Annotated in this window: 27 protein-coding genes; 11 read left to right on the top strand and 16 right to left on the bottom strand. The window is 71.7% G+C overall.

Going from position 1 to position 25681, the window contains the following annotated elements; translation table 11 throughout:
• Positions 1 to 193: 193 nt before the first annotated feature.
• The gene (locus tag OG373_RS17515) at positions 194 to 1882 is read right to left on the bottom strand and encodes a lytic transglycosylase domain-containing protein (protein ID WP_405439157.1); all 1689 of its coding nucleotides are present in this window, start codon (positions 1880 to 1882) and stop codon (positions 194 to 196) included.
• A gap of 434 nt (positions 1883 to 2316) precedes the next feature.
• Here OG373_RS17515 and OG373_RS17520 point away from each other — a divergent pair, with 434 nt between their 5' ends.
• Positions 2317 to 2913, top strand: coding sequence for a dihydrofolate reductase family protein (locus OG373_RS17520; protein WP_405439158.1), 597 nt, complete (start codon positions 2317 to 2319; stop codon positions 2911 to 2913).
• 99 nt (positions 2914 to 3012) lie between these two features.
• Here the strand turns inward: OG373_RS17520 and OG373_RS17525 are convergent, their stop codons facing one another.
• Complete coding sequence (locus tag OG373_RS17525) at positions 3013 to 4761, bottom strand: AMP-dependent synthetase/ligase (protein WP_405439159.1); 1749 nt, start codon at positions 4759 to 4761, stop codon at positions 3013 to 3015.
• Positions 4762 to 4971: 210 nt separating this feature from the next.
• On the opposite strand from OG373_RS17525, the gene OG373_RS17530 reads away from it, so the two are divergent.
• Both OG373_RS17530 and OG373_RS17535 read left to right on the top strand, forming a co-directional pair.
• Positions 4972 to 5982, top strand: coding sequence for an AraC family transcriptional regulator (locus tag OG373_RS17530; protein WP_405439160.1), 1011 nt, complete (start codon positions 4972 to 4974; stop codon positions 5980 to 5982).
• Between the two features lie 141 nt (positions 5983 to 6123).
• A complete protein-coding gene (locus tag OG373_RS17535) occupies positions 6124 to 7305 on the top strand; it encodes a lipase family protein (protein WP_405439161.1) in 1182 nt (393 codons plus the stop codon).
• A 22-nt stretch (positions 7306 to 7327) separates the two neighbouring features.
• Here OG373_RS17535 and OG373_RS17540 read toward each other — a convergent pair whose 3' ends face one another.
• The gene (locus OG373_RS17540) at positions 7328 to 7669 is read right to left on the bottom strand and encodes a hypothetical protein (RefSeq protein WP_405439162.1); all 342 of its coding nucleotides are present in this window, start codon (positions 7667 to 7669) and stop codon (positions 7328 to 7330) included.
• 89 nt (positions 7670 to 7758) lie between these two features.
• Positions 7759 to 9648, bottom strand: coding sequence for an AMP-dependent synthetase/ligase (locus OG373_RS17545; protein WP_405444096.1), 1890 nt, complete (start codon positions 9646 to 9648; stop codon positions 7759 to 7761).
• Between the two features lie 582 nt (positions 9649 to 10230).
• Between OG373_RS17545 and OG373_RS17550 the strand changes: the two genes are divergently transcribed.
• Positions 10231 to 11028, top strand: coding sequence for a DUF4190 domain-containing protein (locus OG373_RS17550; protein WP_405439163.1), 798 nt, complete (start codon positions 10231 to 10233; stop codon positions 11026 to 11028).
• 20 nt (positions 11029 to 11048) lie between these two features.
• Here the strand turns inward: OG373_RS17550 and OG373_RS17555 are convergent, their stop codons facing one another.
• The gene (locus tag OG373_RS17555; protein ID WP_405439164.1) at positions 11049 to 11912 is read right to left on the bottom strand and encodes a helix-turn-helix domain-containing protein; all 864 of its coding nucleotides are present in this window, start codon (positions 11910 to 11912) and stop codon (positions 11049 to 11051) included.
• Positions 11913 to 12449: 537 nt separating this feature from the next.
• Here OG373_RS17555 and OG373_RS17560 point away from each other — a divergent pair.
• From OG373_RS17560 to OG373_RS17570, 3 genes are read left to right on the top strand one after another with little or no spacing between them, the layout of a single operon-like run.
• Positions 12450 to 12896: a hypothetical protein gene (locus OG373_RS17560; RefSeq protein WP_405439165.1), complete on the top strand. Its 447-nt coding sequence runs from the start codon at positions 12450 to 12452 to the stop codon at positions 12894 to 12896.
• Positions 12893 to 14293: a hypothetical protein gene (locus tag OG373_RS17565; RefSeq protein WP_405439166.1), complete on the top strand. Its 1401-nt coding sequence runs from the start codon at positions 12893 to 12895 to the stop codon at positions 14291 to 14293. The genes OG373_RS17560 and OG373_RS17565 overlap by 4 nt, the downstream gene beginning before the upstream one ends.
• On the top strand, positions 14290 to 14610 hold the full coding sequence (locus OG373_RS17570) for a hypothetical protein (protein WP_405439167.1): 321 nt from the start codon (positions 14290 to 14292) through the stop codon (positions 14608 to 14610). Before OG373_RS17565 ends, OG373_RS17570 begins: the two co-directional genes overlap by 4 nt.
• Before the next feature lie 122 nt (positions 14611 to 14732).
• Here OG373_RS17570 and OG373_RS17575 read toward each other — a convergent pair whose 3' ends face one another.
• The 5 genes from OG373_RS17575 to OG373_RS17595 all read right to left on the bottom strand — a co-directional run bounded on the left by OG373_RS17575 (position 14733) and on the right by OG373_RS17595 (position 19149).
• The gene (locus tag OG373_RS17575) at positions 14733 to 16052 is read right to left on the bottom strand and encodes a dicarboxylate/amino acid:cation symporter (protein WP_397734901.1); all 1320 of its coding nucleotides are present in this window, start codon (positions 16050 to 16052) and stop codon (positions 14733 to 14735) included.
• 372 nt (positions 16053 to 16424) lie between these two features.
• Positions 16425 to 16736 (bottom strand): DUF4229 domain-containing protein, encoded by a 312-nt coding sequence (locus OG373_RS17580; protein WP_405439168.1) that lies wholly within the window; start codon positions 16734 to 16736, stop codon positions 16425 to 16427.
• Between the two features lie 109 nt (positions 16737 to 16845).
• On the bottom strand, positions 16846 to 17370 hold the full coding sequence (locus tag OG373_RS17585) for a GNAT family N-acetyltransferase (protein WP_405439169.1): 525 nt from the start codon (positions 17368 to 17370) through the stop codon (positions 16846 to 16848).
• A 99-nt stretch (positions 17371 to 17469) separates the two neighbouring features.
• On the bottom strand, positions 17470 to 18633 hold the full coding sequence (mqnE, locus tag OG373_RS17590; RefSeq protein WP_033224140.1) for an aminofutalosine synthase MqnE: 1164 nt from the start codon (positions 18631 to 18633) through the stop codon (positions 17470 to 17472).
• A 60-nt stretch (positions 18634 to 18693) separates the two neighbouring features.
• Positions 18694 to 19149 (bottom strand): Lrp/AsnC family transcriptional regulator, encoded by a 456-nt coding sequence (locus OG373_RS17595; RefSeq protein WP_030710106.1) that lies wholly within the window; start codon positions 19147 to 19149, stop codon positions 18694 to 18696.
• Between the two features lie 123 nt (positions 19150 to 19272).
• Between OG373_RS17595 and OG373_RS17600 the strand changes: the two genes are divergently transcribed.
• Positions 19273 to 19410 (top strand): hypothetical protein, encoded by a 138-nt coding sequence (locus tag OG373_RS17600; protein ID WP_184791875.1) that lies wholly within the window; start codon positions 19273 to 19275, stop codon positions 19408 to 19410.
• On the opposite strand, the gene OG373_RS17605 is transcribed toward OG373_RS17600, so the two are convergent.
• Positions 19407 to 20096, bottom strand: a complete 690-nt coding sequence (locus OG373_RS17605) for a UbiX family flavin prenyltransferase (protein WP_397734906.1) — start codon at positions 20094 to 20096, stop codon at positions 19407 to 19409. The two genes, OG373_RS17600 and OG373_RS17605, sit on opposite strands and share 4 nt — an antisense overlap.
• An 86-nt stretch (positions 20097 to 20182) precedes the next feature.
• Here OG373_RS17605 and OG373_RS17610 point away from each other — a divergent pair, with 86 nt between their 5' ends.
• Positions 20183 to 20809, top strand: a complete 627-nt coding sequence (locus tag OG373_RS17610; RefSeq protein WP_405439170.1) for a rhomboid family intramembrane serine protease — start codon at positions 20183 to 20185, stop codon at positions 20807 to 20809.
• Positions 20810 to 20869: 60 nt separating this feature from the next.
• Here the strand turns inward: OG373_RS17610 and mqnP are convergent, their stop codons facing one another.
• The 3 genes from mqnP to OG373_RS17625 are packed head-to-tail and all read right to left on the bottom strand — an operon-like array spanning position 20870 to position 23717.
• A complete protein-coding gene (mqnP, locus tag OG373_RS17615) occupies positions 20870 to 21790 on the bottom strand; it encodes a menaquinone biosynthesis prenyltransferase MqnP (RefSeq protein ID WP_397734910.1) in 921 nt (306 codons plus the stop codon).
• Positions 21790 to 22266, bottom strand: coding sequence for a hypothetical protein (locus tag OG373_RS17620; RefSeq protein ID WP_405439171.1), 477 nt, complete (start codon positions 22264 to 22266; stop codon positions 21790 to 21792). The genes mqnP and OG373_RS17620 overlap by 1 nt, the downstream gene beginning before the upstream one ends.
• A complete protein-coding gene (locus tag OG373_RS17625; protein ID WP_030388091.1) occupies positions 22263 to 23717 on the bottom strand; it encodes a menaquinone biosynthesis decarboxylase in 1455 nt (484 codons plus the stop codon). The genes OG373_RS17620 and OG373_RS17625 overlap by 4 nt, the downstream gene beginning before the upstream one ends.
• 90 nt (positions 23718 to 23807) lie before the next feature.
• On the opposite strand from OG373_RS17625, the gene OG373_RS17630 reads away from it, so the two are divergent.
• Positions 23808 to 24104, top strand: coding sequence for a PLD nuclease N-terminal domain-containing protein (locus OG373_RS17630; protein WP_397734914.1), 297 nt, complete (start codon positions 23808 to 23810; stop codon positions 24102 to 24104).
• Between the two features lie 76 nt (positions 24105 to 24180).
• Here OG373_RS17630 and OG373_RS17635 read toward each other — a convergent pair whose 3' ends face one another.
• Complete coding sequence (locus OG373_RS17635; protein ID WP_397734915.1) at positions 24181 to 24546, bottom strand: cupin domain-containing protein; 366 nt, start codon at positions 24544 to 24546, stop codon at positions 24181 to 24183.
• A gap of 97 nt (positions 24547 to 24643) precedes the next feature.
• Here OG373_RS17635 and OG373_RS17640 point away from each other — a divergent pair, with 97 nt between their 5' ends.
• On the top strand, positions 24644 to 25108 hold the full coding sequence (locus OG373_RS17640; RefSeq protein WP_405439172.1) for a MarR family winged helix-turn-helix transcriptional regulator: 465 nt from the start codon (positions 24644 to 24646) through the stop codon (positions 25106 to 25108).
• A 65-nt stretch (positions 25109 to 25173) separates the two neighbouring features.
• On the opposite strand, the gene OG373_RS17645 is transcribed toward OG373_RS17640, so the two are convergent.
• Positions 25174 to 25677, bottom strand: coding sequence for an SRPBCC domain-containing protein (locus OG373_RS17645; RefSeq protein ID WP_405439173.1), 504 nt, complete (start codon positions 25675 to 25677; stop codon positions 25174 to 25176).
• Positions 25678 to 25681: the final 4 nt, after the last annotated feature.

Below are 25681 nucleotides of genomic sequence, written 5' to 3' on the forward strand. Positions count from 1 at the left end.
GTTGGAAATGCAGTACCCAAGGAGCCCTGTCCCCTCTGCGCGAGCAGATCAGGCAGGGCTCCTGCCTTTTGCCCCGTCCCGGCCGTCCACCGGCCGGGACGGGGCAAAGCAGTGGCCCCCGGCACCGTGGGAACGGTGCCGGGGGCCACTGGCTTACCGGCCTGCTGAGCTGCTGACCTGCCTGCCTACTGCCTCAGGGGCGGGCCGCCGTCTTCGTGGGAGCCGGGTCCGGGGTCGGAGCCGGGGTCGTGGCCGGAGCCGTGACCTTGAGCTCCAGGACCAGGGTGACGTTCTCCTTGGTGGTCAGGCGCACGAAGTAGGTGCCCGGGGCCACGTCCGTGGTGAACAGCTCCGGCAGGACGATCTTGCCGTCGGCGCCCGTCTTGGCCAGCAGCCGCCCGAAGACCTTCTTGCCGGCCTCGTCCTTGAAGTACGGGCCCTTCGCGGTCGCCGGGTCCACCGGGACCCACTTGCCGTCCGCGTCCTTCACGACCAGGTCGGCGACGGTTTCCGTACCCGCGACGGCCTTGCCGGCGGCGGTCGCGAAGACCTCCACGTCGGTGAAGCTCTTGCCGGCGACCGCCTCCAGCGGCTTCGCGTCGCCCGCACGGGCCAGCTTGTCCGCGACCGTCACCGTGACCTTGCCTTCGAGGTTCTCGGTGAACCCGCCCTGCGGGTCGTAGGCCGAGACGCGCAGGGTGAAGGTGCCGGCCTTGGCGCCCGCCTTCAGCCCGGGCGCGGCGGCGATGCCGTCGGCGCCCGCCTTGACCACCAGGGAGTCCGCCGTGCCGAAGAGGGTGCCGCCGGTGGTGTCCTTCTCCACCGCGAAGATCACTTCCTGGTTGACGGCGGGCTTGCCGTCGCTCAGGAGCACCTTGACCCGCGGGGCCTCGGTGAAGGCCGCACCGGCCTCGGCCGTCAGGCCGGGGCCGCTGAGGACCGTCAGGCTCGCCAGGCGTGCGGCGGGCGGCTTCGGCTGCTCCGGCGTCGGAGTGGGCTTCGGCGTCGGAGTCGGCGTGGGGGTCGGCGTCGGCTTCGGCGTCGGCGTGGGGGTCGGCACGTGCGACGGCGTGGGCAGGCCGGTGCCCGGCGGCTGCGTCGGGTAGTTGCCGACGGGCGGGTTCGCCACCTCGGAGGCGCCGCCGTTCTGGTACTGGCGCATGTAGCCGAGCACGGTGTTCACGTACTCGCGGGAGTTGTTGTAGCTGAGGATCGCCGCGTCGAGCTTGGCCGCGACCGACAGGTCACGGTCGCCGGCGCACAGGTAGAGACCCGCGCCCAGCGCCGCGTCGTAGATGTTGTTCGGGTCGCGCTTGGAGTCGCCGTTGCCGTCGGCGCCCCAGGTGGCCCAGGTGGACGGGATGAACTGCATCGGGCCGACGGCCCGGTCGTACACGGCGTCCGCGTCGAACTCGCCCTTGTCCGTGTCCCGGATCTCGGCGAAGCCGTTGCCGTCGAGGCGGGGGCCGCGGATGGGCTTCTCGGTGTAGCCGTCGGCCTTGAGGCCGTAGCCCGAGGCATGGACGGACTCGACCCGCCCGATGCCCGCGAGCAGCTGCCAGGGCAGCTTGCAGCCGGGGAGCGCCGCGGCCACGGACAGCTCGGCACGGTGATAGGCGTCGAGGGCGGTCGCGGGTATCCCGCTGGCCCCCTCGGTTGCGCCCGCGCCGGTGGGCGGCGGGTCGGCGACGATGTCGGGCAGATCCAGCCGGGCGTCACCGCGGTCGGTGGCCTGCGGACTGTCCGGAGTGGGCTCGGACTCTCCCGCGTCGGCGGTCGACGGACTGGTCACGACCGCGGCGGTGGTCAGGCTGGCCGCGAGTGCGGCCGTGCACAGGACCTTGCGCGAGGTGTTGACGAGGTGGCGGTGAAGCGGCTTCACAGTGCGGCGATCCCCCCAAGGAGCCGTCAAAGGTATACGGCCGGTCTAGCCGTGAATATCCACTGTCTATCAGGTATTCGAACCCGACTCGCCGTCGCGCCGGTAGATGTGACGCACCATTCGTCTCGGCTTCACCGGGGTCTCATGGCCGAACGGACAGAACGCCCAACCGCTCGCCCAACTCCTCGCCCGGATCACCCCGATGGGCACCGATTTACCCCCCGCCGCGCCCCACCTCGGCGGTCACGGCCGAAGGGGGCACCGGATCCGGCCACGGCCGAGTACGGTACCCCGGGAGCGCGGTTGGAGTGACGCGGGTCACACCGGAAAGCTCCGGCGGATGCGATGAATTCCGGGGAGTCCCGCGGTCTCTCCTGCGTACACGGCGAACGGACCGCGGACGCCGAGCGATACCGAGGAAGAGGGCGACTCCCATGCGCATCGTCATCACCGAGTTCATCAGCCTGGACGGCGTCGTACAGGCGCCGGGCGGCCAGGGCGAGGACGACGACGGCGGCTTCGCGCACGGCGGCTGGTCGCACCCCTTCTTCGACCCGGAGGTGGTGGGCGGCTCCTTCACGGAGGCGATGGAGAACGCCCAGGCGCTGCTGTTCGGGCGCCGCACCTGGCAGACGATGGCCGCGGCGTGGCCCGGGCGTGCGGGCGACCCGTTCGCCGACCGCATGAACTCCATCCCGAAGTACGTCGTGTCCGGGACCCTCGGCGAGTCCGACCTGACCTGGAACAACACCACCCACATCGACGGGGACCGGGCCGTCGCCCGCATCCGGGAGCTGCAGGAGGCCGAGGGCGGCGACCTGGTGGTCATGGGCAGCCCCACCCTCGTACGCACCCTGCTGGCCGAGGGCCTGGTCGACGAGCTCCGGCTCATGGTCATGCCGGTACTGCTGGGCGGCGGCAAGTCGATCTTCCCGATGGACGGAGCCCTGCGCACCCTCGAACTGGTCTCCACGACGATCAGCCCGGCGGGCGTCCACGTGTGCACCTACCGTCCGGCACCCAAGGCCTAGGCACGGGCTGGGCCTTGGCCTGGGCCGCCGGACGGTGGAGGCGGGCCGGGGGCGGAGCTCGCGGGGCGGGGGACAGCGCCCCTTCACCCCCCGTACGACTCACCCCCCGTACAACCCCGCGATCTCCGGCGCGTAGCGCTCCGCCACCACGCCCCGCCGGAGTTTCAGCGACGGCGTCAGTGTGCCTGCCTCCGGGGTGAAGTCCTCCGGGAGGATGTGGAAGGCGCGGATGCGGGACGGGCGGGAGACCGCCCGGTTGGCCTCCGTGACCGCCGCGTCGATGAGGGCGTGGACCGCCGGGTGCGTGGTGGGGGTGGGGCCCAGGTCGAGGGCCTCGCGGGTCGCCCAGGCCGTGACCTCCTGCGCGTCCAGCGTGATCAGGGCGACCGGATACGGCCGGCGGTCTCCGATCAGGACCGCGCGGGAGACGTAGCGCGAGCGCTGAACGGCGAACTCCACCTCCGTCGGGGTGATGTTCTTCCCGGCGGAGGTGATGATGAGCTCCTTCTTCCGGCCGGTGATCCGGAGGAAGCCGTCGGCGTCCAGCTCCCCCAGGTCACCCGTGTGCAGCCAGCCCTCCGGGTCCAGCGCCCCCGCGGTCGCCGCGGTGTTGGCGTGGTAGCCCGGGAACACCATCGGCCCGCGCGCCAGCACCTCCCCGTCCTGCGCGATCCGCACCTCGCAGTCCGCGATCGGGCGGCCCACCGTCCCGTGGCGCACCGCCTCCGGGTGGTTGAGGGAGATGACGCCGCCCGACTCCGTCATCCCGTACCCCTCGTAGACGCAGATCCCGCAGGCCCGCAGGAGGTCCAGGGTCGCCGGGGCGATCGGGGCGCCGCCGGTGAGCGCCCACCGGAGCCGGCCGCCGAAGGCGGCGCGGACCGGGGCGTACAGCGCCTTCTCCGCCGCCTCGTGCTCCTCCCGGAGTTCCTCCGGGAGGCGGCCGTCCGCCGCCAGCACCCCCACCCGTACCGCCGCCTCGAAGCGTTCGCGGCCGCCCTCCTGCGACTCCGCCAGCGAGAGCACCACCGAGTGCAGCTTCTCGAACAGCCTCGGCACGGACGGCAGATGGGTGGGGGCGACCTCCGCCAGCTCCGCCAGTACGTTCTCGATCCGGCCGCCGAAGTAGCACAGCTCCCCGCCCGCGATCAGGGTCGTGTACTGGATCAGCTGGGCCAGCATGTGTGCGAGCGGCAGGTACAGGTACGTCGAGTCCCCCGGCCCGCCCTTGATCAGCGGGACGGTGGCGTCCTGGATCGCCCCCAGGTTCCCGTGGGTGAGGCGGCACCCCTTCGGCAGGCCGGTCGTGCCCGAGGTGTACACGATCGACGCGTCCGCCCCGGGGGTCACGGCCGCCGCGCGGGCCAGCAGTTCCGACTCCGCCGCCGCTCCGGGCGGTCCGGCCGGTCCGGCCGGGCCTGGCAGTTCGTCCATCAGCACCACCGCGCGCAGCGCGGGCAGTTTCGGCCGCAGTGCCTCGACGCGGGCCGCCTGCCGCCCGTCGTCGCAGACCACGACCACCGCCTCCGAGTCCGCCAGGACCCAGGCGACCTCCTCCTCCCCCGCCGTCGGGTACACCGGTACGAGGACCGCGCCCGCCGCGAGCGCCCCGAAGTGCGTGTACGTCCACTGCGGCCGCGTCTCGGCCAGTACGGCGACCCGTTCCCCGGCGGCCACGCCCAGGCCGAGCAGCGCGCACCCGACGGCCCGCACCTCCGCGCCGAGTTCCCCGTACGTGCGGGAGAGCCACTCGCCGCCGGGCGACCGGAACCGCAGGGCGGGCTCCGGCCCGTACCGCTCCCCGGTCCACTGGGTGAACACCGCCAGCGTGCTCGGCCGACCGTCCATCGCATGCCCTCCCGGGGTTGGTGACTGGGTTGGTGACCGGTTTGGTGACCGGTTTGGTGACCTGGGCCGGTGACCTCCGCCCCCCTCCGACGCTAGGCAGCCGGACCGCCGCCGCGGCATGACCGGAAGCGTCACCCCCACTGACCCCGGCGCTCATCCGCGCCTCCGCGTCCGTATCGCCCCGGGCCGTGGCGGGCTACCGTCGGAGCCATGGGGAGGCGGACGGTCACCGTGCACCATGTACGGGCCCTGCTCGCGGGGGCCCGCGGCAGCGGCATCGACACCGTGCCGCTGCTCCAGGAGGCGCAGATCCCGCCGCTGCTGCTGGGCGACGACCGGGCGCGGATCACGCCCGCGCAGTTCGCCCGGCTCTTCCGGGCGCTGTACCGGACCACGCAGGACGAGTTCCTCGCGCTGAGTCCGGTCCCGAGCCGCCCCGGCACCTTCGCGATGATGTGTTACGCCTCGCTCGGCTGCCGCGACCTCGGCGCGGCCACGGAGCGGGCGGCCGCGTTCTACGGGCTCTTCCCCGGCGGGCCGGAGCTGGCGCTCGAAGTCGTCGGCGGCGAGGCCCGCTTCACCGTGCGCAACGAGTTCGCCCGGGACGAGGACCGGTTCCTCACCGAGTGCGTGCTCGCCATCTGGCACCGGCTGAGCAGCTGGCTGGTGGGGCGGCGCATCCCGCTCGCGTACACCGCCTTCCGCTATCCCCCGCCGCCGCACCGGGATGAGTACGAGACGCTCTTCGACTGTCCGGTGCGCTTCGGCGAGGACCGGACGGGCGCGGTCTTCGACGCGCACTGGCTGACCGCACCGCTCGTACGGGACGAGCCCGCGCTCGACGCGATGCTCCGCCGCGCCCCCTTCGACCTGCTGTCCCGTCCGGAGTACGGGACCACGGTCGCGGAGCAGGTACGCCGCACCCTGACGCAGCGGCTGCGCACGTCGCCGCGGCTGCCCGCGCTCGGTGAGGTGGCGGCGCGGCTCGCGGTGTCGCCGGCGACGCTGCGGCGCCGGCTCCAGCAGGAAGGGACGTCCTTCCAGCAGTTGAAGGACCACGTGCGGCGGGACGCGGCGATCGCGGGCCTGGCGGAGAGCGGGGAGCCGATCGCGGAACTCGCCGCGCGGCTGGGCTTCTCCGAGGACACGGCCTTCCACCGGGCCTTCCGCCGCTGGACGGGCACGACACCGGGGGCCTACCGGATCGCCTCGGGCGGCTGAGGCCGGGCCGGGCAGGTCGTCCGGCGCGTGCGAGGGCGGGTCAGGAAAGGTGAGCTGTGCGGTCAGCGACCTTCCTACCGGTCGGTCACTACCTTCACCTCACCTACCCCGCACGGAACGATCCCCCTGGGAGAGCCGCCCATGCGTTTCCGAAGCAACCGCACCCCGCTCGCCACGGTGACCGCCCTGGCCGCCCTGACCGTCTCGGCCGCGGTCCCCACCGCGACAGCCTCCACTCCGACCGCCTCCACCGCGACCGCCTCCACCGCCCCGGGGGATGTCGTCAGCAGCGCCCCCTCCGCCTTCCACCCGCTGCCCGGCCAGCCCACCGGCACCAAGGCCTGGAAGATCCACTACCGGTCCACCACCGCCGACGGGGCCCCGAACATCGTCTCCGGCACGGTCATCGTCCCGCAGGACGGCCGCACCGGGCCGCGCCCGCTGATCACGTACGCCGTCGGCACCGTCGGGATGGGTGACTCCTGCGCGCCGAGCAACAACCTCCCCCACGGCACCGCCATGGAGGCCAACCTCATCCAGCAGCTCACCCTGCGCGGCTGGGCCGTGGTCGTCACCGACTACGAGGGTCTCGGCACCCCGGGCGTCCACACCTACACCGTCGGCCCCTCCGCCGGGCACGCCGTCCTCGACGCCGCGCGCGCCGCCCAGCGGCTGCCGGAGGCGGGGCTGTCCGCGAACGGCCCGGTGGGCATCATGGGCTACTCGCAGGGCGGCCAGGCCGGCAGCTGGGCCGCCGAGCTGCAGGGCTCGTACGCCCCGGAGCTCCAGGTGAAGGGCACGGCGACCGGCGGGGTCCCCGCGGACCTGCTGAAGGTGGCCGAGTTCAACAACGGCTCCTACGGGTCCGGGCTCATCTTCATGGCGGCCGCCGGGCAGGACACGGCCTTCCCGGAGCTGAAGCTGGACTCCTACCTCAACCCGCCGGGCAGGGCGCTGGTCGCCGGGATGAAGGAGAACTGCGTCGCGATCGACTCGATCGCCGGGTCCTTCAAGCGGATCTCCGACCTCACCACGCGAGACCCGCTCGCCCAGCCGGACTGGCGGGCCCGGCTGAACCAGAGCCGGCTCGGCGGCACGGCCCCGGCCGCGCCCGTGTACCAGTACCACGCGCTCGCCGACGAGCTGATCCCGTACGGGGTGGGCCGCCGGCTGCGCTCCGACTGGTGCGCGCGGGGTGCGAACGTCGAGTTCGACACCGTGTGGGTCGGTGAGCACGTCAGCGGCGTGATCACGCACTCCCCGGCGGCCGGGAACTGGCTGGCGGACCGCTTCGCCGGGCGCCCGACCCACGCCAACTGCTGACCGGATGCACCCCGTCGGGGGTTCACTCCCCGGCGGGGCAGGACCGGGTCCCGGACGACAGCCGCCCGTGGAGGAGGAACTCGTCGGCGTACGCCCGTACGCAGGGCGAGCTCTCGTAGCCGGTGGGGCAGTCGCCCCAGCGGATGCGCTGCGCGTGGAACGGTGCCAGGGGGTCACGGTGGCCGCCGGTGGGCACGGGAGCAGGAGCCGGGGCGGGGGCCGGGGCCGGGGCCGGGGCCGGGGCCGGAGCCCGGGCGGGGGCCGGGGCCGCACCCAGCGAGGCCAGCACCAGGGCGCAGGTGGCGACGACCGTACGGAAGCGAGGGCGGACACGGCCGCGGACACGGGAACCGGAACGGTGCACGGGCACCCTCCTCGGGCGGCCCCCCGGACCCATCTGCCCACGATAGACCGGGCCGGGCGCTTGCGCGCGGCCGTCGCGGGCCCGGGCCGTCAGGGCTCCCGTGGGCCCCGGTACAGCTCCTGGATGCGGTCGGCGTAGTCCCGGGTGATCGCGCCGCGCCGGAGCTTCAGTGACGGGGTCAGGTGGCCGCGGGCCTCGGTGAAGCCGACCGGCAGGACGGCGAAGCGGCGGATCGACTCGGCACGCGAGACCAGCCGGTTCGCCTCGTCCACCGCCCGCTGGAGGTCGGCCCGCAGTTCCTCGTCCTGCACCAGCTCGCGGATCGGCACGTTCTGCTTCTTGTGCATCTGGCGCCAGTGCTGGAGACCGTCCGGTTCCAGGGTGATCAGTGCCGTGATGTACGGCCGGTTGTCGCCGACGACCATGCACTGGCCGACCGGCGGATGGGCCCGCAGCCAGTCCTCCAGCGGTGCGGGGGCCACGTTCTTGCCGCCCGAGGTGATGATCAGGTCTTTCTTGCGGCCGGTGATGGTCAGGTACCCGTCGGCGTCGAGCTCGCCGATGTCGCCGGTGGCCAGCCAGCTCCCGTACGGGGCCGCCTGCGCCGCGTTCCAGTAGCCGGCGAAGACGTGGCGGCCGCCCAGCAGCACCTCCCCGTCGTCCGCGATCCGTACCGCCGTGCCCGGCAGCGGCCAGCCGACGGTGCCGAGGCGGGGGCGCTGCGGCGGGGTCACGGTGCTCGCGCCGGTGGTCTCCGTCAGCCCGTAGCCCTCGAAGACCTCGACGCCCGCGCCGGTGTAGAAGGCGGCGAGCCGCCGGCCCAGCGGCGATCCGCCGCTCAGGACGTAGCGGACGCGGCCGCCGAGCGCGGCCCGGATCCGCCGGTAGACGAGCGGGTCGTACACGGACCGGGCGAGGCGCAGCCCGAGGCCGGGGGCCTTGCCCTCGGCGACCTCGCCGAAGCGCTGCGCGATGCGGGCGGCCCGGTCGAAGGAGGACGCCCGGCCCATCTTCTCCGCGGTGGCGCGGGCGGTGTTGTAGACCTTCTCCAGTACGTACGGGATGGCCAGCAGGAAGGTGGGCCGGAAGCCGGCGAGGTCGGCGAGGAGGTCCTCGGTACTGATGCTGGGCGCGTGCCCCAGCTTGACGCGGGCCCGCATGCAGCCGACGGCCACCATCCGCCCGAAGACGTGGCTGAGCGGCAGGAACAGCAGGGTGGAGGCCGGGTCCTTGCTGACGGACCTGAAGACGGGGTGCAGCAGCTCCACCGCGTTGTCCACCTGGGCGTAGAAGTTGCCGTGGGTGATCACGCATCCCTTGGGCTGCCCGGTGGTGCCGGAGGTGTAGATGAGGGTGGCGACGGAGTCCGGTGTACGGGCGACCCGCCGGTTGTGCACCACCGCGTCCGGGATGCGTTCCCCGGCCTTGACCAGCCGGGCCACCGCGCCGGTGTCGAGCTCCCACAGGTGCGTCAGCCAGGGCAGGTTGCCGCGCTCGGAGCTGATCAGCCGGGCCTGCGCGGTGTCCTCGACGGCGCAGGCCACGGCCCCGGAGTCCTGGATGATCCAGCGCGCCTGGAGGGCGGAGGAGGTCGGGTAGATCGGTACGGTGACCAGCCCGGCGGCCCAGCCGGCGAAGTCGAGCAGGGTCCACTCGTAGGTGGTCCGGGCCATGATGGCGAGCCGGTCGCCCTCGCGGAGCCCTTCGGCGATCAGGCCCTTGGCCACGGCGAGCACCTGGGCCGCGAACTCCGCGGCCGAGACGTCGTGCCAGACGCCCTCGCGGTCCTTGCGGGCGAGCACCGCCTCCCCGGGGGCCTCCCAGGCGTTCTGGAACGGCAGGTCCCCGAGGGACCCCCGGTCCGGCGGTCCCACGAGCGCGGGCACCCGTACCTCCCGGACCACCCCGGCGATCACGGTCTTGACGGGTTCCACCAGTCGTACTGGTCCTACCGGTCCCACGGGACCCACCGGCCTCAGCTCGGCTTCCACGGCGTACTCTCCTCGGCTCGGCACGAGCGTTACCGCCGGTAATCTACGGAGCCGTAACCCGCCCCGACCAGCCCCCGGACCCGTTCTTCACGGACGCTCCACGCCACCGCCCCACACCCCCGGACCCGAGGACGGCCCGCACGTGGTCGGGGAAATCCCCGTCGCCCGCCGCTTCGGCGGGCCGCTCGGCCGGCTGCCGACGGCCCACCCCACCGACTGGCGCCCGGCGTTGGCGGCCGCCCCTGCCGGTGTGCGCCGAAGCCACCGTGGAGCCGAACGCCCGTCGGGTCGGCCACGGCGGTGCGTTCGGCCCGGGCGCGGCCTTCACACCGTGCGTACGGGACCCGCACCGGTCAGCGCCGAGCCACTGCGGCAGCCGCCGCCCGGACCCCCTGAAGGGTGTCGGACCCGCCAGGTAGCGTGGGGCCGCACGACACCATCGGCAGGCATGCGTCGGGGCAGGGCAACCGCCGCCCTCGGAAGGCGTCCGGGACCACGCCGGACACGGAGCGGCCGCGTGCCGCCCGGCTGTTGCCGTGTCCCACCCTCTGAGCAAGGAGCTCCACCAGCATGTCCATACCGCCGCAGCCACCGTCCTCCCCCGGCCCGTACTCGCAGCCGGGAGGGTACGGATACCCGGGCCAGCCGGGGCAGCCGGGCCAGCCCGGGCCGTACGCCGGCGGCCCGCAGGGCTGGTACGCACCGCAGCCGCAGAAGACCAACGCGCTGGCCATCGTGGCGTTCGTGATGTCGCTCGCCTGCGCGCTGCCCCTGGTCCCGCTGATCCTCGGCATCATCGCCCTCTCCCAGATCCGCACGCGCGGCGAGAAGGGCAAGGGGCTCGCCGTCGCGGCGATCGTCATCCACGGCGTGACCATCGCCTTCTACGGGATCTTCGTGGTCCTCGGCCTCTCCGGAGCGCTCGACGACACCCCGCCCAAGCGCGACAGCAGCGGCGAGGTCACCGAACCGGTCTCGGGCGGCGTGAACGACGTCCGCGAGGGGGACTGCTTCAACACCACCGACGACCTGAAGGAATACCACGACAAGGACGGCGGCCAGGCCGCCCTCTCGGTGCGCATCGTGCCCTGCGACCAGCCGCACAAGGGCGAGACGTACGCCGTCATCAAGCTGGACGACGGCGCGTACCCGGGCACGGAGAAGATCGTCGCCATCGCCGAGGAGAAGTGCGGCGGACCGGCGTTCACCGCGTACGTGGGCGCCGAGGTAAATCCCCCGGGGAATCTGGAGATCTACTACTACTACCCCCAGGCCAGCACCTGGATCCGCGGCGACCGCGAGATCAGCTGCTTCGTGGGTGACCCCAACGGCCCCACCACCGGCTCGATCCGCGTCACCGGTTCCTGAGCCACGGCACGCGGCGGACGTCAGGCCGCCGCGGTTTCGCCCTCGGCGGGAGGGCAGTCGCGGCAGCGGCCCGGTTTCGGGGCGCGGAAGGCGCGATCGCAGCCGCCGCAGTTCTGGAGCGGGTCCGGTGGCCTCATGTCCCGGACCTCCGGGCCCGGCGGGGTCGGGGGCAGGTGCGGCGGGATCAACTCCGCGAGCCGGTACGCGAGGACGGACGCGGGGCGCCGCATCGGCTCGGGGAGACCGGCGGACAGGGCCCGCGCGACCATCTCCGGGGCGACCCCGCGCTCCAGCCAGGCCGATACGCCCGGCGCGAGCCGCCGTACGTCGCGCTCGCCGAGCAGCAGACGCGGGTCGCGCCGGCGCAGGCCGGCGAGCAGGTCGACCGCACCGGGGTGCAGGTGCTGATCCTCGGGCAGGGCAGGGATTCCGGGCGCGGGCCCGGCTTCCGGCACCGGCTCCGGCTCCGGTACGGGAACCGGCGCGGGCGCGGCGACCTCCTGGGCCTGCGGCACCGGCACCGCAACCGGCTCCGGTACGGGTGCCCGGTCCGGCGGCTCGGGCGGCCTCGGCCGAGCCGGCGGCTCCGGCGGCCCGCCCGGGGTGGCTCCCGGCACGTTGTACGAGTACGTCCGGGTCACCACCCGGCCGGTCGCCAGCCGCTCGCGCCGCCGCTCCAGGAAGCCGTGCTTCTCCAACTCCCGCAGGGCGGTGGCGATCCGGATCTCGCCCTCCGGAAACCGCGCGGCGAGCGCCTTGACGCTCACCGGAGCCCCTTCGGGCAGCGACTGGATGTGCACCGCGACGCCGATCGCCGTCGCCGACAACTGGCCGTGCTGGGCTAGCTGGTTGGCGACCACGGTGTAGTGACGGGCGAGCCGCACGTTGACGTGGATGACACCGGTTCGGGGGGTCCCGGAGCGAACTCGGGGCGAGGCGCAGACGGGCGCGGTAGGGTGCTCAAAAGCCATGGGGAAGGGGAATGCTTCCTACTTGGTAGCCATAAGGAAGGTGCTACTTCCTGGTTGGTCAGGCCCTCGGCCGGGATTCGCAGTCCCGCCGGGGGCCGTCTCATGTCTGAGGTTGTCGGGGCGAGCATATGCCAAGCAACCCATAGGAAATCCAGCCCAGTTGGCACGATTCACCCGACCGAGCGACGCGTGCCGGTTGGGTGGGGTGGGTTGGTATTTTCCCCCGGTTCTTTGGGTCTCTATGCGTCCGAGCACCCCGGCGCGCGGCTCCCCACGGCCCGGTCCCACCGACGCGGGCGGGGTCGGGCGCGGGTGCGGACACGGGCCGGATCCGCCGCCGTTCTTGTCGGTTCCGCGCCCCTTGGAACCGTACGGTCCTCTTCCCACGTCTCCCATGAACATGATCAGTTGAATCCGGTCATGTCTGGTTATCGACCACCCAGGGGACACATGTCGTTCGACGCGGAATGGGCGCAGCACAAGGCCGCCGTACTCGCACAGCAGCCGTCGCCCGCGATGCGCCTCAACCACGCCCCCGCCGACGGCGGCGTGCCGGGGAGTCCGGCCGGGAGTCTGGTGGCCGGGGCCGCGTCCATCAACGGCAACGCCAACCTGCTGATCGAGATCGCCGCGCTCCTCCACGAGGGCCGGCCCGACGGTGACGCGAGCACCATGGCGCGCGCCCCGCGGGCGCACGCCGACGTCTCGGCGGAGGTCCTGCGCTTCGCCCGGTTCGCCGACGACCAGTTCAAGGACACGGTCAACCTGCTCGCGGCCCTGGCCACACGCCTGAAGACGGCCGGCACCGACTTCGCGCAGGTGGACGACGGCACCGCCCGCTCCTTCCTCGCGGGCCTCCTCGAATCGGGGCAGTACGTGAAGCCGGAGGCCAAGTGAGCGGGATCAGCCACCGCAAGGACGTCCAGTTCCTGGAGGAGTGCAATCCGGCACTGGTCGAGCGCAACGCCGCCGAGTTCAAGCGCCTGCGCGATCTGCTCGTACAGGCCGAGACGCCCGCCCGGCGCGCCGAGACCGGCACCGAATGGCACAGCGAGAACAGCCACACGTACACCTCGCGCCTCTCCGAGGCCCGGCAGCTCGTGCAGCACATCGCCGAGGGGTACGACAAGGCCGCGAGCGCCCTGAACGCGTACGCGGCGGCCCTGACGACCGCCAAGTCCCACTACGCGAACGGCAAGGGCTCCGAGCGCAAGCTCGCGGCGCTGATCGCCACGAAGGGCACCGCGATCACCCGCACCGCCCAGGAGGCGGAGCCGATGTGCCAGTGGGAGGACATGCGGGCGACGACCGGTTTCCTCGACGGTCTCGCCGAGCTCACGATGGACGTGGACGACATCCGCGAGGAGGCCGACCGCCTCCACGACGACGCCGGCGGCAACTTCCGGCTGGCCAAGGCCGCCGAGCAGGAGGCGCGCAGCTCATGCGTCCACGCGCTGAAGCAGGCGTACGAGCTGCTGCCCGAGTTCAGGCCGAAGGGCGGTGCGGGCGGGGTCGACATCTACGCGGCGATGGCCGACATCCGCCGCGAGGCGGCGGAGGCCCGTACCAACCCCCTGACCCATCTGCCGGGCAGCGGGCCGAAGAAGGACATGGCGGGCCCGGTCGGGCCGGACACCCCGGTCTCCCCGCAGCTCCGCGACATCCGGATGCGGGTCGCGGGGCTGCCGGACGCCGCCGACAACTACTGGGTCCCCCTCGTCACGGACGGCATGCACGCGGACTGGATCTCTCAGAACAAGGAGATCCTGCGGGCGGCGGCCAGGAACGCGGGGCTGCCGGAAGAGCTGGTCGCGGGCGTGGCCTGGCAGGAGATCGGCGGCTACCAGCCCGGACTGCTGGACGACGTGACCGGCACGATCCGTGAACAGGCCGCCGCTCCGTGGGGCCTGAGCCCGGTCACCCCCGAGAACCTTCCGTGGCGGCTCGGCGGGAAGCTGGACGAGACCTCCTACGGACCGATCGCCATCCAGCTGCGACGCGGTGCCGAAGTGCTCGGCTACGACCCGGCGAACCTCACCGACCACCAGCGGACCCTGGTGGAGGAGGCCCTTCAGGACCCCAAGCAGAATGCCTTCATAGCCGCCGGCTACCTGGCTCAGATCAAGGCGGAGAGCGGCCTCGCCGACGTGCCGGCCGATCGGATGACGGAGGCCCAGATGCGGGAGATCGCCGCCCGCTACAACGGGGGACCCTACTGGGACCTCCCCAAGGCCCAGGGCTACGGTGACCGGTTCGTCGGAAACCTCGGTCAAGCGAAGGACGCAATGCGATGACGTACCCCCGCGAAAGCATCGACCTGCCCGAGGACCAGGGGTGCCTGCGGTGGGTCCTGGGCGTCCCGCTCGGGATCATCCACCTGCTGAACGCCGTCGCCGTGACCGGGGCCCTCTTCGCCGGGCCGCAGGCCGAGTGGGACCACCAGGGCTACGAGGGCGTCGCCGCGATGTGCTTCGTCTCCGTGTCCCTGAGCGTGCTGGGCCTGCTCATCACGGTCGTCCCGAGCGTGCGCCGGACCATGGGCCTGTGGTGGTTCGCCCCGCCCCTGCTCCTCGGGCTGACCGCGTACATCCGCGGCGCGACGCTCGGATGAGGCTCCCGCGCGAGAGCATCGACCGCCTCGAGGACTGACGGCGCGGGCCGCGCGAACGCCGCAGCCCCCGCCCGGACGGGGGCGGGGGCTGCGGCGGGCCGTTGCGTGCCGTGCGCCGCGGGTCAGGCCGCGACGACGACCGACTCGGCGGCCGGGGCGGGCTCGTCCAGCGGGGAGGCCGAGGCGGAGGCGTAGGCCTCCTTGTCCAGGATCCCCTCACGGGCCGAGACGATGACCGGGACCAGGGCCTGGCCGGCCACGTTGGTGGCGGTGCGCATCATGTCCAGGATCGGGTCGATCGCCAGCAGCAGACCGACGCCCGCGAGCGGCAGGCCCAGCGTGGAGAGGGTCAGCGTCAGCATGACGGTGGCGCCCGTCAGACCGGCCGTGGCGGCCGAGCCGATGACCGAGACGAAGACGATGAGCAGGTACTCCTTGATGCCCAGCTGCACGTCGAAGATCTGCGCGATGAAGATCGCGGCGAGCGCCGGGTAGATCGCGGCGCAGCCGTCCATCTTGGTGGTGGCGCCGAACGGGACGGCGAAGGAGGCGTACTCCTTCGGGACGCCGAGGCGCTCGGTGACCTTCTGGGTGACCGGCATGGTGCCGACCGAGGAGCGGGAGACGAAGGCCAGCTGGATGGCGGGCCAGGCGCCCTTGAAGAACTGGATCGGGCTGACCTTGGCGACCGTCGCGAGGAGCAGCGGGTAGACGCCGAACATCACCAGGGCGCAGCCGATGTAGACGTCGGCGGTGAAGGTCGCGTACTTGCCGATCAGGTCCCAGCCGTAGGTGGCGATCGCGGTGCCGATGAGGCCGATGGTGCCGATCGGGGCGAGGCGGATGACCCACCACAGGGCCTTCTGGAGCAGTTCCAGGGCGGACTCGGCGAGGTCCAGGACCGGCTTGGCCTTGGCGCCGAGCTGGAGGGCGGCGATACCGGCGACGACGGCCAGGAAGACGATCTGAAGGACCTTCAGCTCGGTGAAGGGCGTGACGATGTCCGTGGGGACGATCCCGGTCAGGAAGTCGATCCAGGAGCCGGTCCGCTTGGGGTCCTTGCCGTCGGCGGCGGTGAGGCCGGTGCCCGAACCGGGGTCGGTCAGCAGGCCGATGCCGATGCCGATGCCCACCGCGATCAGCGACGTGATCATGAACCAGAGCAGCGTGCGGGTGGCGAGCCGCGCGGCGTTGTTCACCTTCCGCAGGTTGGTGATCGACACCAGGATCGCGAAGAAGACGAGCGGGGCGATGGCCAGCTTCAGCAGCTGGATGAAGATGTCGCCGACCTTCTCCAGAGTGGTGCCGAGCCAGCTGATGTCCTGGCTGCGGGCTATCCAGCCGAAGAGGACACCGAGGGCCAGACCGGCGACGATCTGGGCCCAGAAGGGGAACTTGAACGAGGCCTTGGCAGGGGCCTGGGGGGTCGCGGACACGGACACTCTCCGGAGGTGGCGCACGAAGACAGGGGGGAAGTACTGCGGTGGTGAAGCGGTGCGGCAGCAGCCGGAAAGGCCGGCCGGGACGGCTGCTGTATCGATTCAGCTCAACAGCAACAGGCCGCGGACGCGCGGCGGCAGAGGTCGACGTGCAGGCGCGTCACGAGCGGAACGCTCGCGATCGGGGGGTGCGCAACTGTGGTCAACATGTTGAACACGCTAACACTTCCCCTTTGAGAATCTCAAAGGGGCCCTTTGAGACAACGGGCGCACGGGGCCCCCTTGCGCAGCCCGGAAAAACACCACCGCCCCAGCGTTACGGGCGGTATACCCGGTGCTGGGGCGGTTCGATGTGTGATGAAGCCGACTGGGGCCCTATGAGGCCACGCGCGCCGCGTCGTCGGCCTGGTCCTCCTGGGTGCGGTTCGCGGCGAGCCGCTCCTTCGCACCCGCGACGCGCCCGGAGATCTGCGTGGACATCTCGTCGCGCTGCTTGCGCAGGAGGACGAAGGAGAGCGGGGCGGAGATCACAAGGGCGAGCAGGACGACCCAGGCGACATTGGCCTCCCCGAGGCCTGCGGGCACCCAGCCGAGCCGGACGAGGCCGGCGACGGCGACGAGGCATCCGACGAAGATGCCCAGGCGCATCGCGGTGTAGCGGATCGTTGCGCTCGGCTTGAGGGACACGGTGACCCCTTCTCTCTCGTCGTGGTCTGCGGCGGCTGGTGCCCGTCCAGTGAAGCACGCCGGGACCCGGCCGCCGCCCTCCGGGGTGGGCGGCGGGCCCGGCCGCACTTCAGTACAGCGGGAGCAGCATGGTGATGTCGTCGCGGTCGTCGCCCGGGGCCACCCGGACGGCGCCGGGGACGCGGCCGACCTCCTTGTAGCCGCAGGAGGCGTAGAAGTGCTCCAGGCCGAGACCCCCGCGGCAGGTGAGGCGGATGGCGTCGATGTTCCCGACGGAACGGGCGGCCGCCTCCGTGGCGGCCATCAGGTCGCGCCCGTACCCCTTGCCCTGATGCCGCGGATGGACCATCACCGTGTAGGCCCACAGCCAGTGGAGCTGCAGCCGGTGCGTGTTGCGGGTGAGGAAGGCGGTCGCGGCGACCGCCCCGTCCTCGTCGCGCCCGACGAGCAGGCGGCAGCCCCCGTCGGCGACGCCGGCGAGGTGCTTGTCGAGCGAGGGGCGGATGTCGTCGGGGGTGACCGGGGGCACGAAGCCCACGGCGCCGCCCGCGTTGGAGACGTCGGCCCACAGCGCCAGGATTCCATCACGCAGGGAGGGGTCGACGACCGGGTCCAGGGTGAAAGTAAGGGTCATTTTGCAAGTTTACCCATTACATCATCGGCCCGTCCAGAAAAAGTTAAACCCCGGCCCATGGGCCGGGGTTAACTCGCCGGGAGGCGGTCGGACGGGGCGTCAGACGCGCATCGCCTGCGGGGTCTCGCGCAGGTCCGCGTCCGGACCCGGGTACTCACGGATGATCTCGTAGCGCGTGTTGCGCTCGACCGGGCGGAAGCCCGCTTCCCGGATCAGCTCCAGCAGGTCGTCACGGCCCAGCTTGTTCGGGGTGCCGTAGTTGTCCGCGTCGTGCGTGATCTTGTACTCGACGACCGAGCCGTCCATGTCGTCCGCACCGTGCTGCAGCGCGAGCTGGGCGGTCTGGACGCCGTGCATCACCCAGAAGACCTTGACGTGCGGCACGTTGTCGAAGAGCAGTCGCGAGACGGCGAAGGTCTTCAGCGCCTCGGCGCCGGTCGCCATCGTCGTGCGCGCCTGGAGCTTGTTGCGCACCTTGCCGTCCTGCATGTCCACGAAGTCGTGCTGGTAGCGCAGCGGGATGAAGACCTGGAAACCGCCGGTCTCGTCCTGGAGCTCGCGCAGCCGCAGCACGTGGTCCACGCGGTGGCGCGGCTCCTCGATGTGCCCGTAGAGCATGGTCGAGGGGGTCTTGAGACCCTTCTCGTGCGCGAGCCGGTGGATGCGCGACCAGTCCTCCCAGTGGGTGCGGTGGTCGACGATGTGCTGGCGGACCTCCCAGTCGAAGATCTCCGCGCCGCCGCCCGTGAGCGACTCCAGGCCGGCCTCGATCAGCTCGTCGAGGATGTCGGACGCCGACATCCCCGAGATCGTCTCGAAGTGGTGGATCTCGGTCGCCGTGAACGCCTTCAGCGAGACGTTCGGCAGCGCCTTCTTCAGCTCGGAGAGCGAGCGCGGGTAGTAGCGCCACGGCAGGTTCGGGTGCAGGCCGTTGACGATGTGCAGCTCGGTGAGGTTGTCGTTCTCCATGGCCTTGGCCAGGCGCACGGCCTCCTCGATGCGCATCGTGTATGCGTCCTTCTCGCCCGGCTTGCGCTGGAACGAGCAGTACGCGCACGAGGCGGTGCACACGTTGGTCATGTTGAGGTGCCGGTTCACGTTGAAGTGGACGACGTCACCGTTCTTGCGCGTGCGCACCTCGTGGGCGAGGCCACCGAGCCAGGCCAGGTCGTCCGACTCGTAGAGGGCGATGCCGTCCTCACGGGTCAGCCGCTCGCCGGAGCGGACCTTCTCCTCCAGCTCACGCTTGAGCCCAGCGTCCATGTACCGGTCGCCTCCTCTAGATGCCTCTACCTGTCCTGCGAACCCTGCCCAACCGTACTCTCAGGCTTCCTCGGGCAGCTCCCCGACCCGGTTCTCCCACTTCGTGGAGAGCACGATGGTGGTGCGGGTGCGCGAGACGCCCTTGGTTCCGGAGAGCCTGCGGATGATCTTCTCCAGGCCGTCCACGTCGTTGGCGCGCACCTTGAGCATGAAGGAGTCGTCGCCCGCGATGAACCAGCAGTCCTCGATCTCGTTGAGGTCGCGCAGCCGCCGGGCCACGTCCTCGTGGTCGGCGGCGTCGGACATCGAGAGTCCGATCAGCGCCGTGACGCCGAGGCCGAGGGAACGCGAGTCCACCGTCGCGCGGTAGCCGGTGATGACGCCGGCCGTCTCCAGACGGTTGATGCGGTCGGTGACGCTGGGGCCGGAGAGGCCCACGAGACGGCCCAGCTCCGCGTACGAGGCACGACCGTTTTCCCGGAGTGCCTGGATGAGCTGCCTGTCCACCGTGTCCATTTACGTGGAGCCTTCCATTATTCGGCGATCCTGCAAGTCTAGGTATAGAATCTAAGGCACACAGGGTCAACACCCTGTGAAATCTTTCAGCAGATCAATAACGATCTTCAGGAGTGGTTCACCGTGTTCACGATCGAGATGGCCTACGCCCACATGCGGGGGCTCCAGGAGCTGGCCAACCGATCCCGTGCCCACCAGCCCGCCGCGGCCCACCGCGTCGACAAGGCCCGCAAGCCGCTGGGCCGCAAGAAGAAGGCCTAGTCACCGCCACCTGCCCCCCGGGCAGTACGGGAGCCTCCCAGCTCCCCCTCCCAGCGGCGGTACAGCCGGTGCGGCACATCTGCCGCGTCCAGCACCCGCCCCGCGACGAAGTCCACCAGATCCTGGATGTGCGTCGCACCCGTATAGAACGCCGGAGAGGCGGGCAGCACGATCGCGCCCGCCTCGTCCAGCGCCACCAGATGCCGCAGCGTCTGCCCGTTCAGCGGGGTCTCCCGCACCGCGACCACCAGCCGGCGCCGCTCCTTGAGCGTCACGCTCGCCACGCGCTGGAGCAGGTCCTTCGACAGTCCCAGCGCCACGCCCGCCACACAGGCCGTGGACGCGGGGACGATGAGCATCCCCTTGACCGGATACGAGCCCGAACTCGGGCCGGCCGCCAGGTCCCCCGCGCCCCAGTACCGGACGTCGTCCAGCTCCGGCCGCGCAAAGGTCTCGGGCTTCCCGTCGGCTCCGCGTCCCAGCCACTCCCCCAGGTCGTCGCGCCAGTGCGCGTCCCGGAAGGCGATCCCGGTCTCGTCCAGCAGGGTGAGGCGCGAGGCGCGGCTCACCACCAGGTCGACACTCTCCCCCGCGGCCAGCAGCCCGCGGAGCACCGCCGCCGCGTACGGCGTCCCGGACGCCCCGGAAACCCCGACCACCCACGGGGTGCGCTTGCGCTCAGTCATACCTCCGAGACTATCCGGCCACCACCGATGGGCACTCAGTAAGGTGTCCGCACGTTCCCGTGACGGGACACGGTGAGGGGACGAGGATGAGTACGACGGCGGAAGAGGGCTGGACACAGCTCGACCGGGCCAGGGCTGCGGGGAAGCTGATGGCCGGCTGGGTGGCCCTGCTGTGGCTGATCGAGCTGCTGGACCTGGCCACCGGCCATGCGCTGGACGGGTACGGGATCATCGCCCGCGAGCCGGACGGGCTGACCGGAATACCCCTCGCGCCCTTCCTCCACTTCGGCTTCGACCACGTGGCGGCGAACACCGTCCCGCTGCTGGCCCTCGGCTTCGTCGCGGCCCTCGGCGGCATCCGCCGCTTCCTCCTCGTGTGCGCCGCCGTCGTCGTGGTGGACGGGCTCGGCGTCTGGCTGGTCTCCCCGTCGAACAGCATCACGGCGGGCGCCTCGGGCCTGATCTTCGGCCTCTTCGGCTACCTGCTGGTGCGCGGCTTCGTGGAACGGCGGCCGCTGGGCGTCGTCGTGGGCGTGGTCATGGCCGCCCTCTGGGGCAGTTCCGTACTCCTCGGCATCCTGCCGAACGACTCGGGAGTCAGCTGGCAGGGCCACCTCTTCGGCCTCCTGGCGGGCGCGGCCATGGCCTTCGCCCTTCCCAGGAGGGGACGCGAGACGGTCCACGCACTCGACGGCAGGCCGCACCGCGGCTAGTGCGCAGACCGGAAAGGTCCACCGGGTCGCGACGCCCGGCAAACCTTTCCGGTCACAGCACTAGAGAGTCAGACCCCGCACGGCCAGATCGGCCAGGGCGCACACGAACAGGGCGATTCCGATGAAGCCGTTGACCGTGAAGAAGGCCCGGTTCAGGCGGGACAGGTCGTGGGGCTTCACGATCGTGTGCTCGTAGAGGAAGGCGGCGACGACGACCGCCAGGCCGGCCCAGAACAGCACGCCCGCGTCCGTGGCCAGCGCGTACCAGGCCAGCAGGGCCGTGGTCACCACATGCGCGCCGCGCGCGCCCCAGAGGGCGGCCGGGACGCCGAAGCGGGCCGGGACGGACTTGACGCCCTCCGCGCGGTCGGCGGCCACGTCCTGGCAGGCGAAGATCAGGTCGAAGCCGCCGATCCACACGCCCACCGCCAGACCCAGGATCACCGCGTCCCACGACCACTCGCCGGTGACCGCGAGCCAGGCCCCGACCGGGCCCATCGCCTGGGCCAGGCCCAGGATGGCGTGCGGGAAGTTCGTGAACCGCTTGCCGTACGGGTAGACCACCATCGGGATCACGGCGACCGGCGCGAGCGCCAGGCAGAGCGGGTTCAGCAGCGCCGCCGAACCGAGGAAGACGAGGAGCGCGATCCCGGCGCCGGTCCAGGCCGCGCGGACCGACACCGCGCCGGTCACCAGCTCACGACCGGCCGTGCGCGGGTTCCTGGCGTCGATCTCGCGGTCGATGATCCGGTTGGCGGCCATCGCGAAGGTCCGCAGGCCCACCATGCAGATGGTGACGAGCAGCAGGACGCCCCAGTGGATGCGCCCGTCGAGCCGGAACATGGCGGTGAACGCCGCGATGTAGGCGAAGGGCAGCGCGAAGACCGAGTGCTCGATCAGCACGAGTCTCAGGAAGGCCCTGACCTTGCCGCTCGCCTCCGGCGCGGGGCCGGGGCCGACGACGTCCTCGGCGGTGGTCATCACGCGAGGCTCCTGCGGAACGCCGCGACCTCGTCGCGCAGCTCGGCGACCTGGAGCGTGCCGAGCTCCAGGTCGAGCGGTCCGCCCTCCTCCGCCGCCGGCGGCACCACCCGGGCGGCCAGGGTGCTGCGGCCCTCGCCCGCGGAGGTGACGGTGAGGACGAGGACGCCGTCGGCGAGCTCCAGCTCGCAGTCGCCGGTACCGGACAGCCCGATCAACAGCTCGTCCGCGAAGACCGCGGCGTCGCCGTCGGCCAGCTCGGGCAGCTCGAAGGTGCGGCCCTCGCCGTCCGTACGGTCGGCCATCACCTGCCAGACGCCGGACTCGCCGGCGAACTCCTCGGGGGTGACCCCGGCCTGCTCGGCCGCGAGGCGCAGCCCCGGGTCGTTCACGTCGAGTTCGGGGCGCACCAGGGCGACGCACGGCGTGCCGTCGCCGAGGAACAGGGCGGGTCCGCCCACCACGATCGGGCTCACAGTCCGTACTCCTTCCAGCGGCGGTCCACCAGGGCCGCGGTGGCCGGGTCGGACTCGACCATGTCGGGCCAGCCGCCGTCGCGGGTGTAGCCCTCCTCGGGCAGCTTCTTCGTCGCGTCGATGCCCGCCTTGCCGCCCCAGAACTGCTGGTACGAGGCGTGGTCCAGGTGGTCCACCGGTCCCTCGACGACGGTGAGGTCGCGGGAGTAGTCGGTGTTGCCCAGCGCCCGCCAGGAGACCTCGTGCAGGTCGTGGACGTCGCAGTCCTTGTCCACCACGATGATCAGCTTGGTCAGCGACATCATGTGCGCGCCCCAGATGGCGTGCATGACCTTCTGGGCGTGCTTGGGGTACTTCTTGTCGATCGAGACGATCGCGCAGTTGTGGAAGCCGCCCGACTCCGGGAGGTGGTAGTCCACGATGTCCGGCACGATGATCTTGAGCAGCGGCAGGAAGAAACGCTCCGTCGCGCGGCCGAGCGGGCCGTCCTCGGTCGGCGGCCGGCCGACGACGATGGATTGGATGAGCGGGCGCCTGCGCATCGTCACGCAGTCGATCTTCAGAGCCGGGAAGGGCTCCTGCGGGGTGTAGAAGCCGGTGTGGTCGCCGAACGGGCCCTCGGGGAGCATCTCGCCGGGCTCCAGCCAGCCCTCGATCACGACCTCCGCATTGGCCGGGACCTGGAGCGGGACCGTCTTGCAGTCGACCATCTCGATCCGCTTGCCCGCGACGAACCCGGCGAACAGGTACTCGTCGATGTCGCCCGGCAGCGGCGCGGTGGACGCGTACGTCACCGCGGGCGGGCAGCCGAAGGCGATCGCGACCGGCAGCCGCTCGCCCTTCGCCGCGGCGACGGCGTAGTGGTTGCGGCTGTCCTTGTGGATCTGCCAGTGCATGCCGATGGTGCGCTTGTCGTGGCGCTGGAGCCGGTAGAGGCCGAGGTTGCGCACGCCCGTCTCGGGGTGCTTGGTGTGGGTCAGGCCGAGGTTGAAGAAGGACCCGCCGTCCTTGGGCCAGGTGAAGAGGGCCGGCAGCCGGTCCAGGTCCACGTCGTCGCCGGTGAGGACGACCTCCTGGACGGGGGCCTCGCCCTTGATCTTCTTCGGCGGCACGTGGACCATCGAGCCGAGCTTGCCGAAGGCCTCGCGGACCCCGATGAAGCCCTGCGGGAGCTCCGGCTTCAGCAGGCCGCCGATCTTCTCGCTGATCTCGCCGTACGACTTGAGGCCGAGGGCCTTCAGGAGGCGGCGGTCGGTACCGAAGACGTTCATGGCCAGCGGCATCGCCGAGCCCTTGACGTTCTCGAAGAGGAGCGCCGGACCCCCCGCCTTGTTCACTCTGTCGACGATCTCCCCGACCTCCAGATACGGGTCGACTTCGGCCTTGATGCGCTTGAGGTCGCCCTCCCGCTCCAGAGCCCGGAGCAGCGAGCGGAGATCGTCGTAAGCCATAGGGGTCAGTATCCGTCACCAACTACCCTGGGGGCGTCACCGGGGCCCGACGCGGGCCCCCCGTCACTGACTGGGAGTCGGTCCCACACCGTGCTGCGCTATCTGCCGTTCCTGCTGATCCTCGCGCTGACCATCTACGCCTTCATCGATTGCCTGAACACCCCGGAGGAGGACGTCAAGCACCTCCCCAAGGTGGTCTGGGTGATCATCATCCTGCTCTTCTCCATCGTGGGGCCGGTCGTGTGGCTGTTCGCGGGCAGGCAGCGGGTGGCATCGGGCGGTGGCCGGGCGCGCCGGACGCAGTGGGTGGCGCCCGACGACAACCCGGAGTTCCTGAAGTCGCTGCGCGACGAGCAGGAGAAGAAGGACAGGGACGACAAGGACTGAGCCCGGCCGGGTCCGGGTCACGACGCGGGCTCCCGGAGTCGACGGCCTCCGCGCCGGACGCGCCCTACGCGCGTGCCTACCGGGCCCAGGGCAACACGCGGGTGCCCTCCTCCCCGGGGACCGACACCACTGCGTCGGCGCGCATCACGACGTGGGCCTCGAAGGTCTCGTGGGCGAGGATCCGGCGCAGTACGTCCGGCGGCAGGACCAGGGTCTGCCCTGCGGCGACCTTCTCGGTGCGGCCCTCGCAGGTGACCTCCAGCGAGCCGGCGGTCAGGGTCCACAGCTGCTCGCGGCTGACGCAGTGCTCGGGGCCGGCGCTTCCGGCGGGCATGACGACGTGCCAGCTGCTGAGCTCGACGCTGCCGCGGCTGGGGGCGGCGAGGCCGGTCATGGTGGCGTTGGGGGTGGTGGTGACGTTCTCGGGCGAAGCGCTGATCACGTGCAAGGCGGTTCCCTGTCTTCTCGGGGCAGGTGAGTAAAGCTCCTTTACTTGATGGGAGTAAAGCAGCTTGACTCTGCCGTGTCACCATATTTGCGTGACGAGAGACGAGAACGAGGGCGTCGAGCTGCTGTTCCTGCTCGGCCTGGGCTTCCAAATGCTGCTGGGCGAGTTCACCCGGCGCGTCGCCGAGGCCGGATACCCGGACCTGCGCCCGGTGCACGGCATGGCCTTCCAGGCCCTCGGGGGCTCCGGCGCCACCGCCACCGAGCTCGCCGAGCGGCTCGGGGTGACCAAGCAGGCCGCCGGACAGATCGTCGACGACCTGGAGAAGCGGGGCTACGTCCACCGCGAGCCGCACCCCGAGGGCGGCCGCCGCAAACTGGTGGTCCTCACCCCGGCGGCCCGGGACCACCTCGCCGTCGCGGGCCGCATCCTGCACGAGCTGGAGGCCGAACTCGGCCCCGAAACCGACCTGCCCGCCCTGCGCCGCGGCCTCGGCCGGGTCGTGCGCACCTTCCACGGAGAGGGACCACTGCCGCCGCTGCGCCCGGTCTGGTGAGGGAGCCGCGCGGGGGCGTTCCAGAAGGCCTGGGCCGGGCCCGGCAAGATCCGAAGGAGACGGGCCTAGGCCCGGGCGAGGGAGGCGTAGGCCTCGCGCAGCGCCGACCAGCGGGTGTCCGTCCAGGCGGCCCAGTCCGCGGGCCGCCCGGCCAGCGCGGAGTCCAGCAGCTCGAAGTGCTCGTGCCAGCCCGCCAGGCAGTCGAGGCGTACGGCCTCCGGCCCGCCCCGCTCGTTCACGAACCGGATCACCGTCGAATCGGTGCCGACCGGCTCCAGGTGGAAGCGGATCCGCCCGTGCTCACCGACCGTGTACTCGGCGACCCGTTCCACGTCCCAGGCGGTGACGTGCCCGCTCACCACGGTCCCGCTGTTCAGCCAGCGCAGGGTGACGGCCCCGCCGAGCCTGCGCTCCAGGACGTCCGCCGCCGCCAGCCAGCCGCGCAGGCCGTCCGGCGTGGTCAGGGCGGTCCACAGCGCCTCGTAGGCGTACGGCAGGTGCAGCTCGAAGCGGAGCAGCCAGTGGTTCTCGTCCAGGCGCTCGCTGGTGGCATGACTCACGAGGGACATGCCA

Origin of the sequence: Streptomyces avidinii (genome assembly GCF_045161815.1) — a bacterium.
GTDB classification, from domain to species: Bacteria; Actinomycetota; Actinomycetes; order Streptomycetales; family Streptomycetaceae; genus Streptomyces; species Streptomyces avidinii.

Coding starts and splice junctions, on each gene's coding strand:
- OG373_RS17520 (WP_405439158.1), top strand. CDS start 2,317: ATGCGCATCGTCATCACCGAGTTCATCAGCCTGGACGGCGTCGTACAG.
- OG373_RS17525 (WP_405439159.1), bottom strand. CDS start 4,761: ATGGACGGTCGGCCGAGCACGCTGGCGGTGTTCACCCAGTGGACCGGG.
- OG373_RS17530 (WP_405439160.1), top strand. CDS start 4,972: ATGGGGAGGCGGACGGTCACCGTGCACCATGTACGGGCCCTGCTCGCG.
- OG373_RS17535 (WP_405439161.1), top strand. CDS start 6,124: ATGCGTTTCCGAAGCAACCGCACCCCGCTCGCCACGGTGACCGCCCTG.
- OG373_RS17550 (WP_405439163.1), top strand. CDS start 10,231: ATGTCCATACCGCCGCAGCCACCGTCCTCCCCCGGCCCGTACTCGCAG.
- OG373_RS17560 (WP_405439165.1), top strand. CDS start 12,450: ATGTCGTTCGACGCGGAATGGGCGCAGCACAAGGCCGCCGTACTCGCA.
- OG373_RS17570 (WP_405439167.1), top strand. CDS start 14,290: ATGACGTACCCCCGCGAAAGCATCGACCTGCCCGAGGACCAGGGGTGC.
- OG373_RS17585 (WP_405439169.1), bottom strand. CDS start 17,370: ATGACCCTTACTTTCACCCTGGACCCGGTCGTCGACCCCTCCCTGCGT.
- mqnE (WP_033224140.1), bottom strand. CDS start 18,633: ATGGACGCTGGGCTCAAGCGTGAGCTGGAGGAGAAGGTCCGCTCCGGC.
- OG373_RS17595 (WP_030710106.1), bottom strand. CDS start 19,149: ATGGACACGGTGGACAGGCAGCTCATCCAGGCACTCCGGGAAAACGGT.
- OG373_RS17605 (WP_397734906.1), bottom strand. CDS start 20,096: ATGACTGAGCGCAAGCGCACCCCGTGGGTGGTCGGGGTTTCCGGGGCG.
- OG373_RS17610 (WP_405439170.1), top strand. CDS start 20,183: ATGAGTACGACGGCGGAAGAGGGCTGGACACAGCTCGACCGGGCCAGG.
- mqnP (WP_397734910.1), bottom strand. CDS start 21,790: ATGACCACCGCCGAGGACGTCGTCGGCCCCGGCCCCGCGCCGGAGGCG.
- OG373_RS17625 (WP_030388091.1), bottom strand. CDS start 23,717: ATGGCTTACGACGATCTCCGCTCGCTGCTCCGGGCTCTGGAGCGGGAG.
- OG373_RS17645 (WP_405439173.1), bottom strand. CDS start 25,677: ATGTCCCTCGTGAGTCATGCCACCAGCGAGCGCCTGGACGAGAACCAC.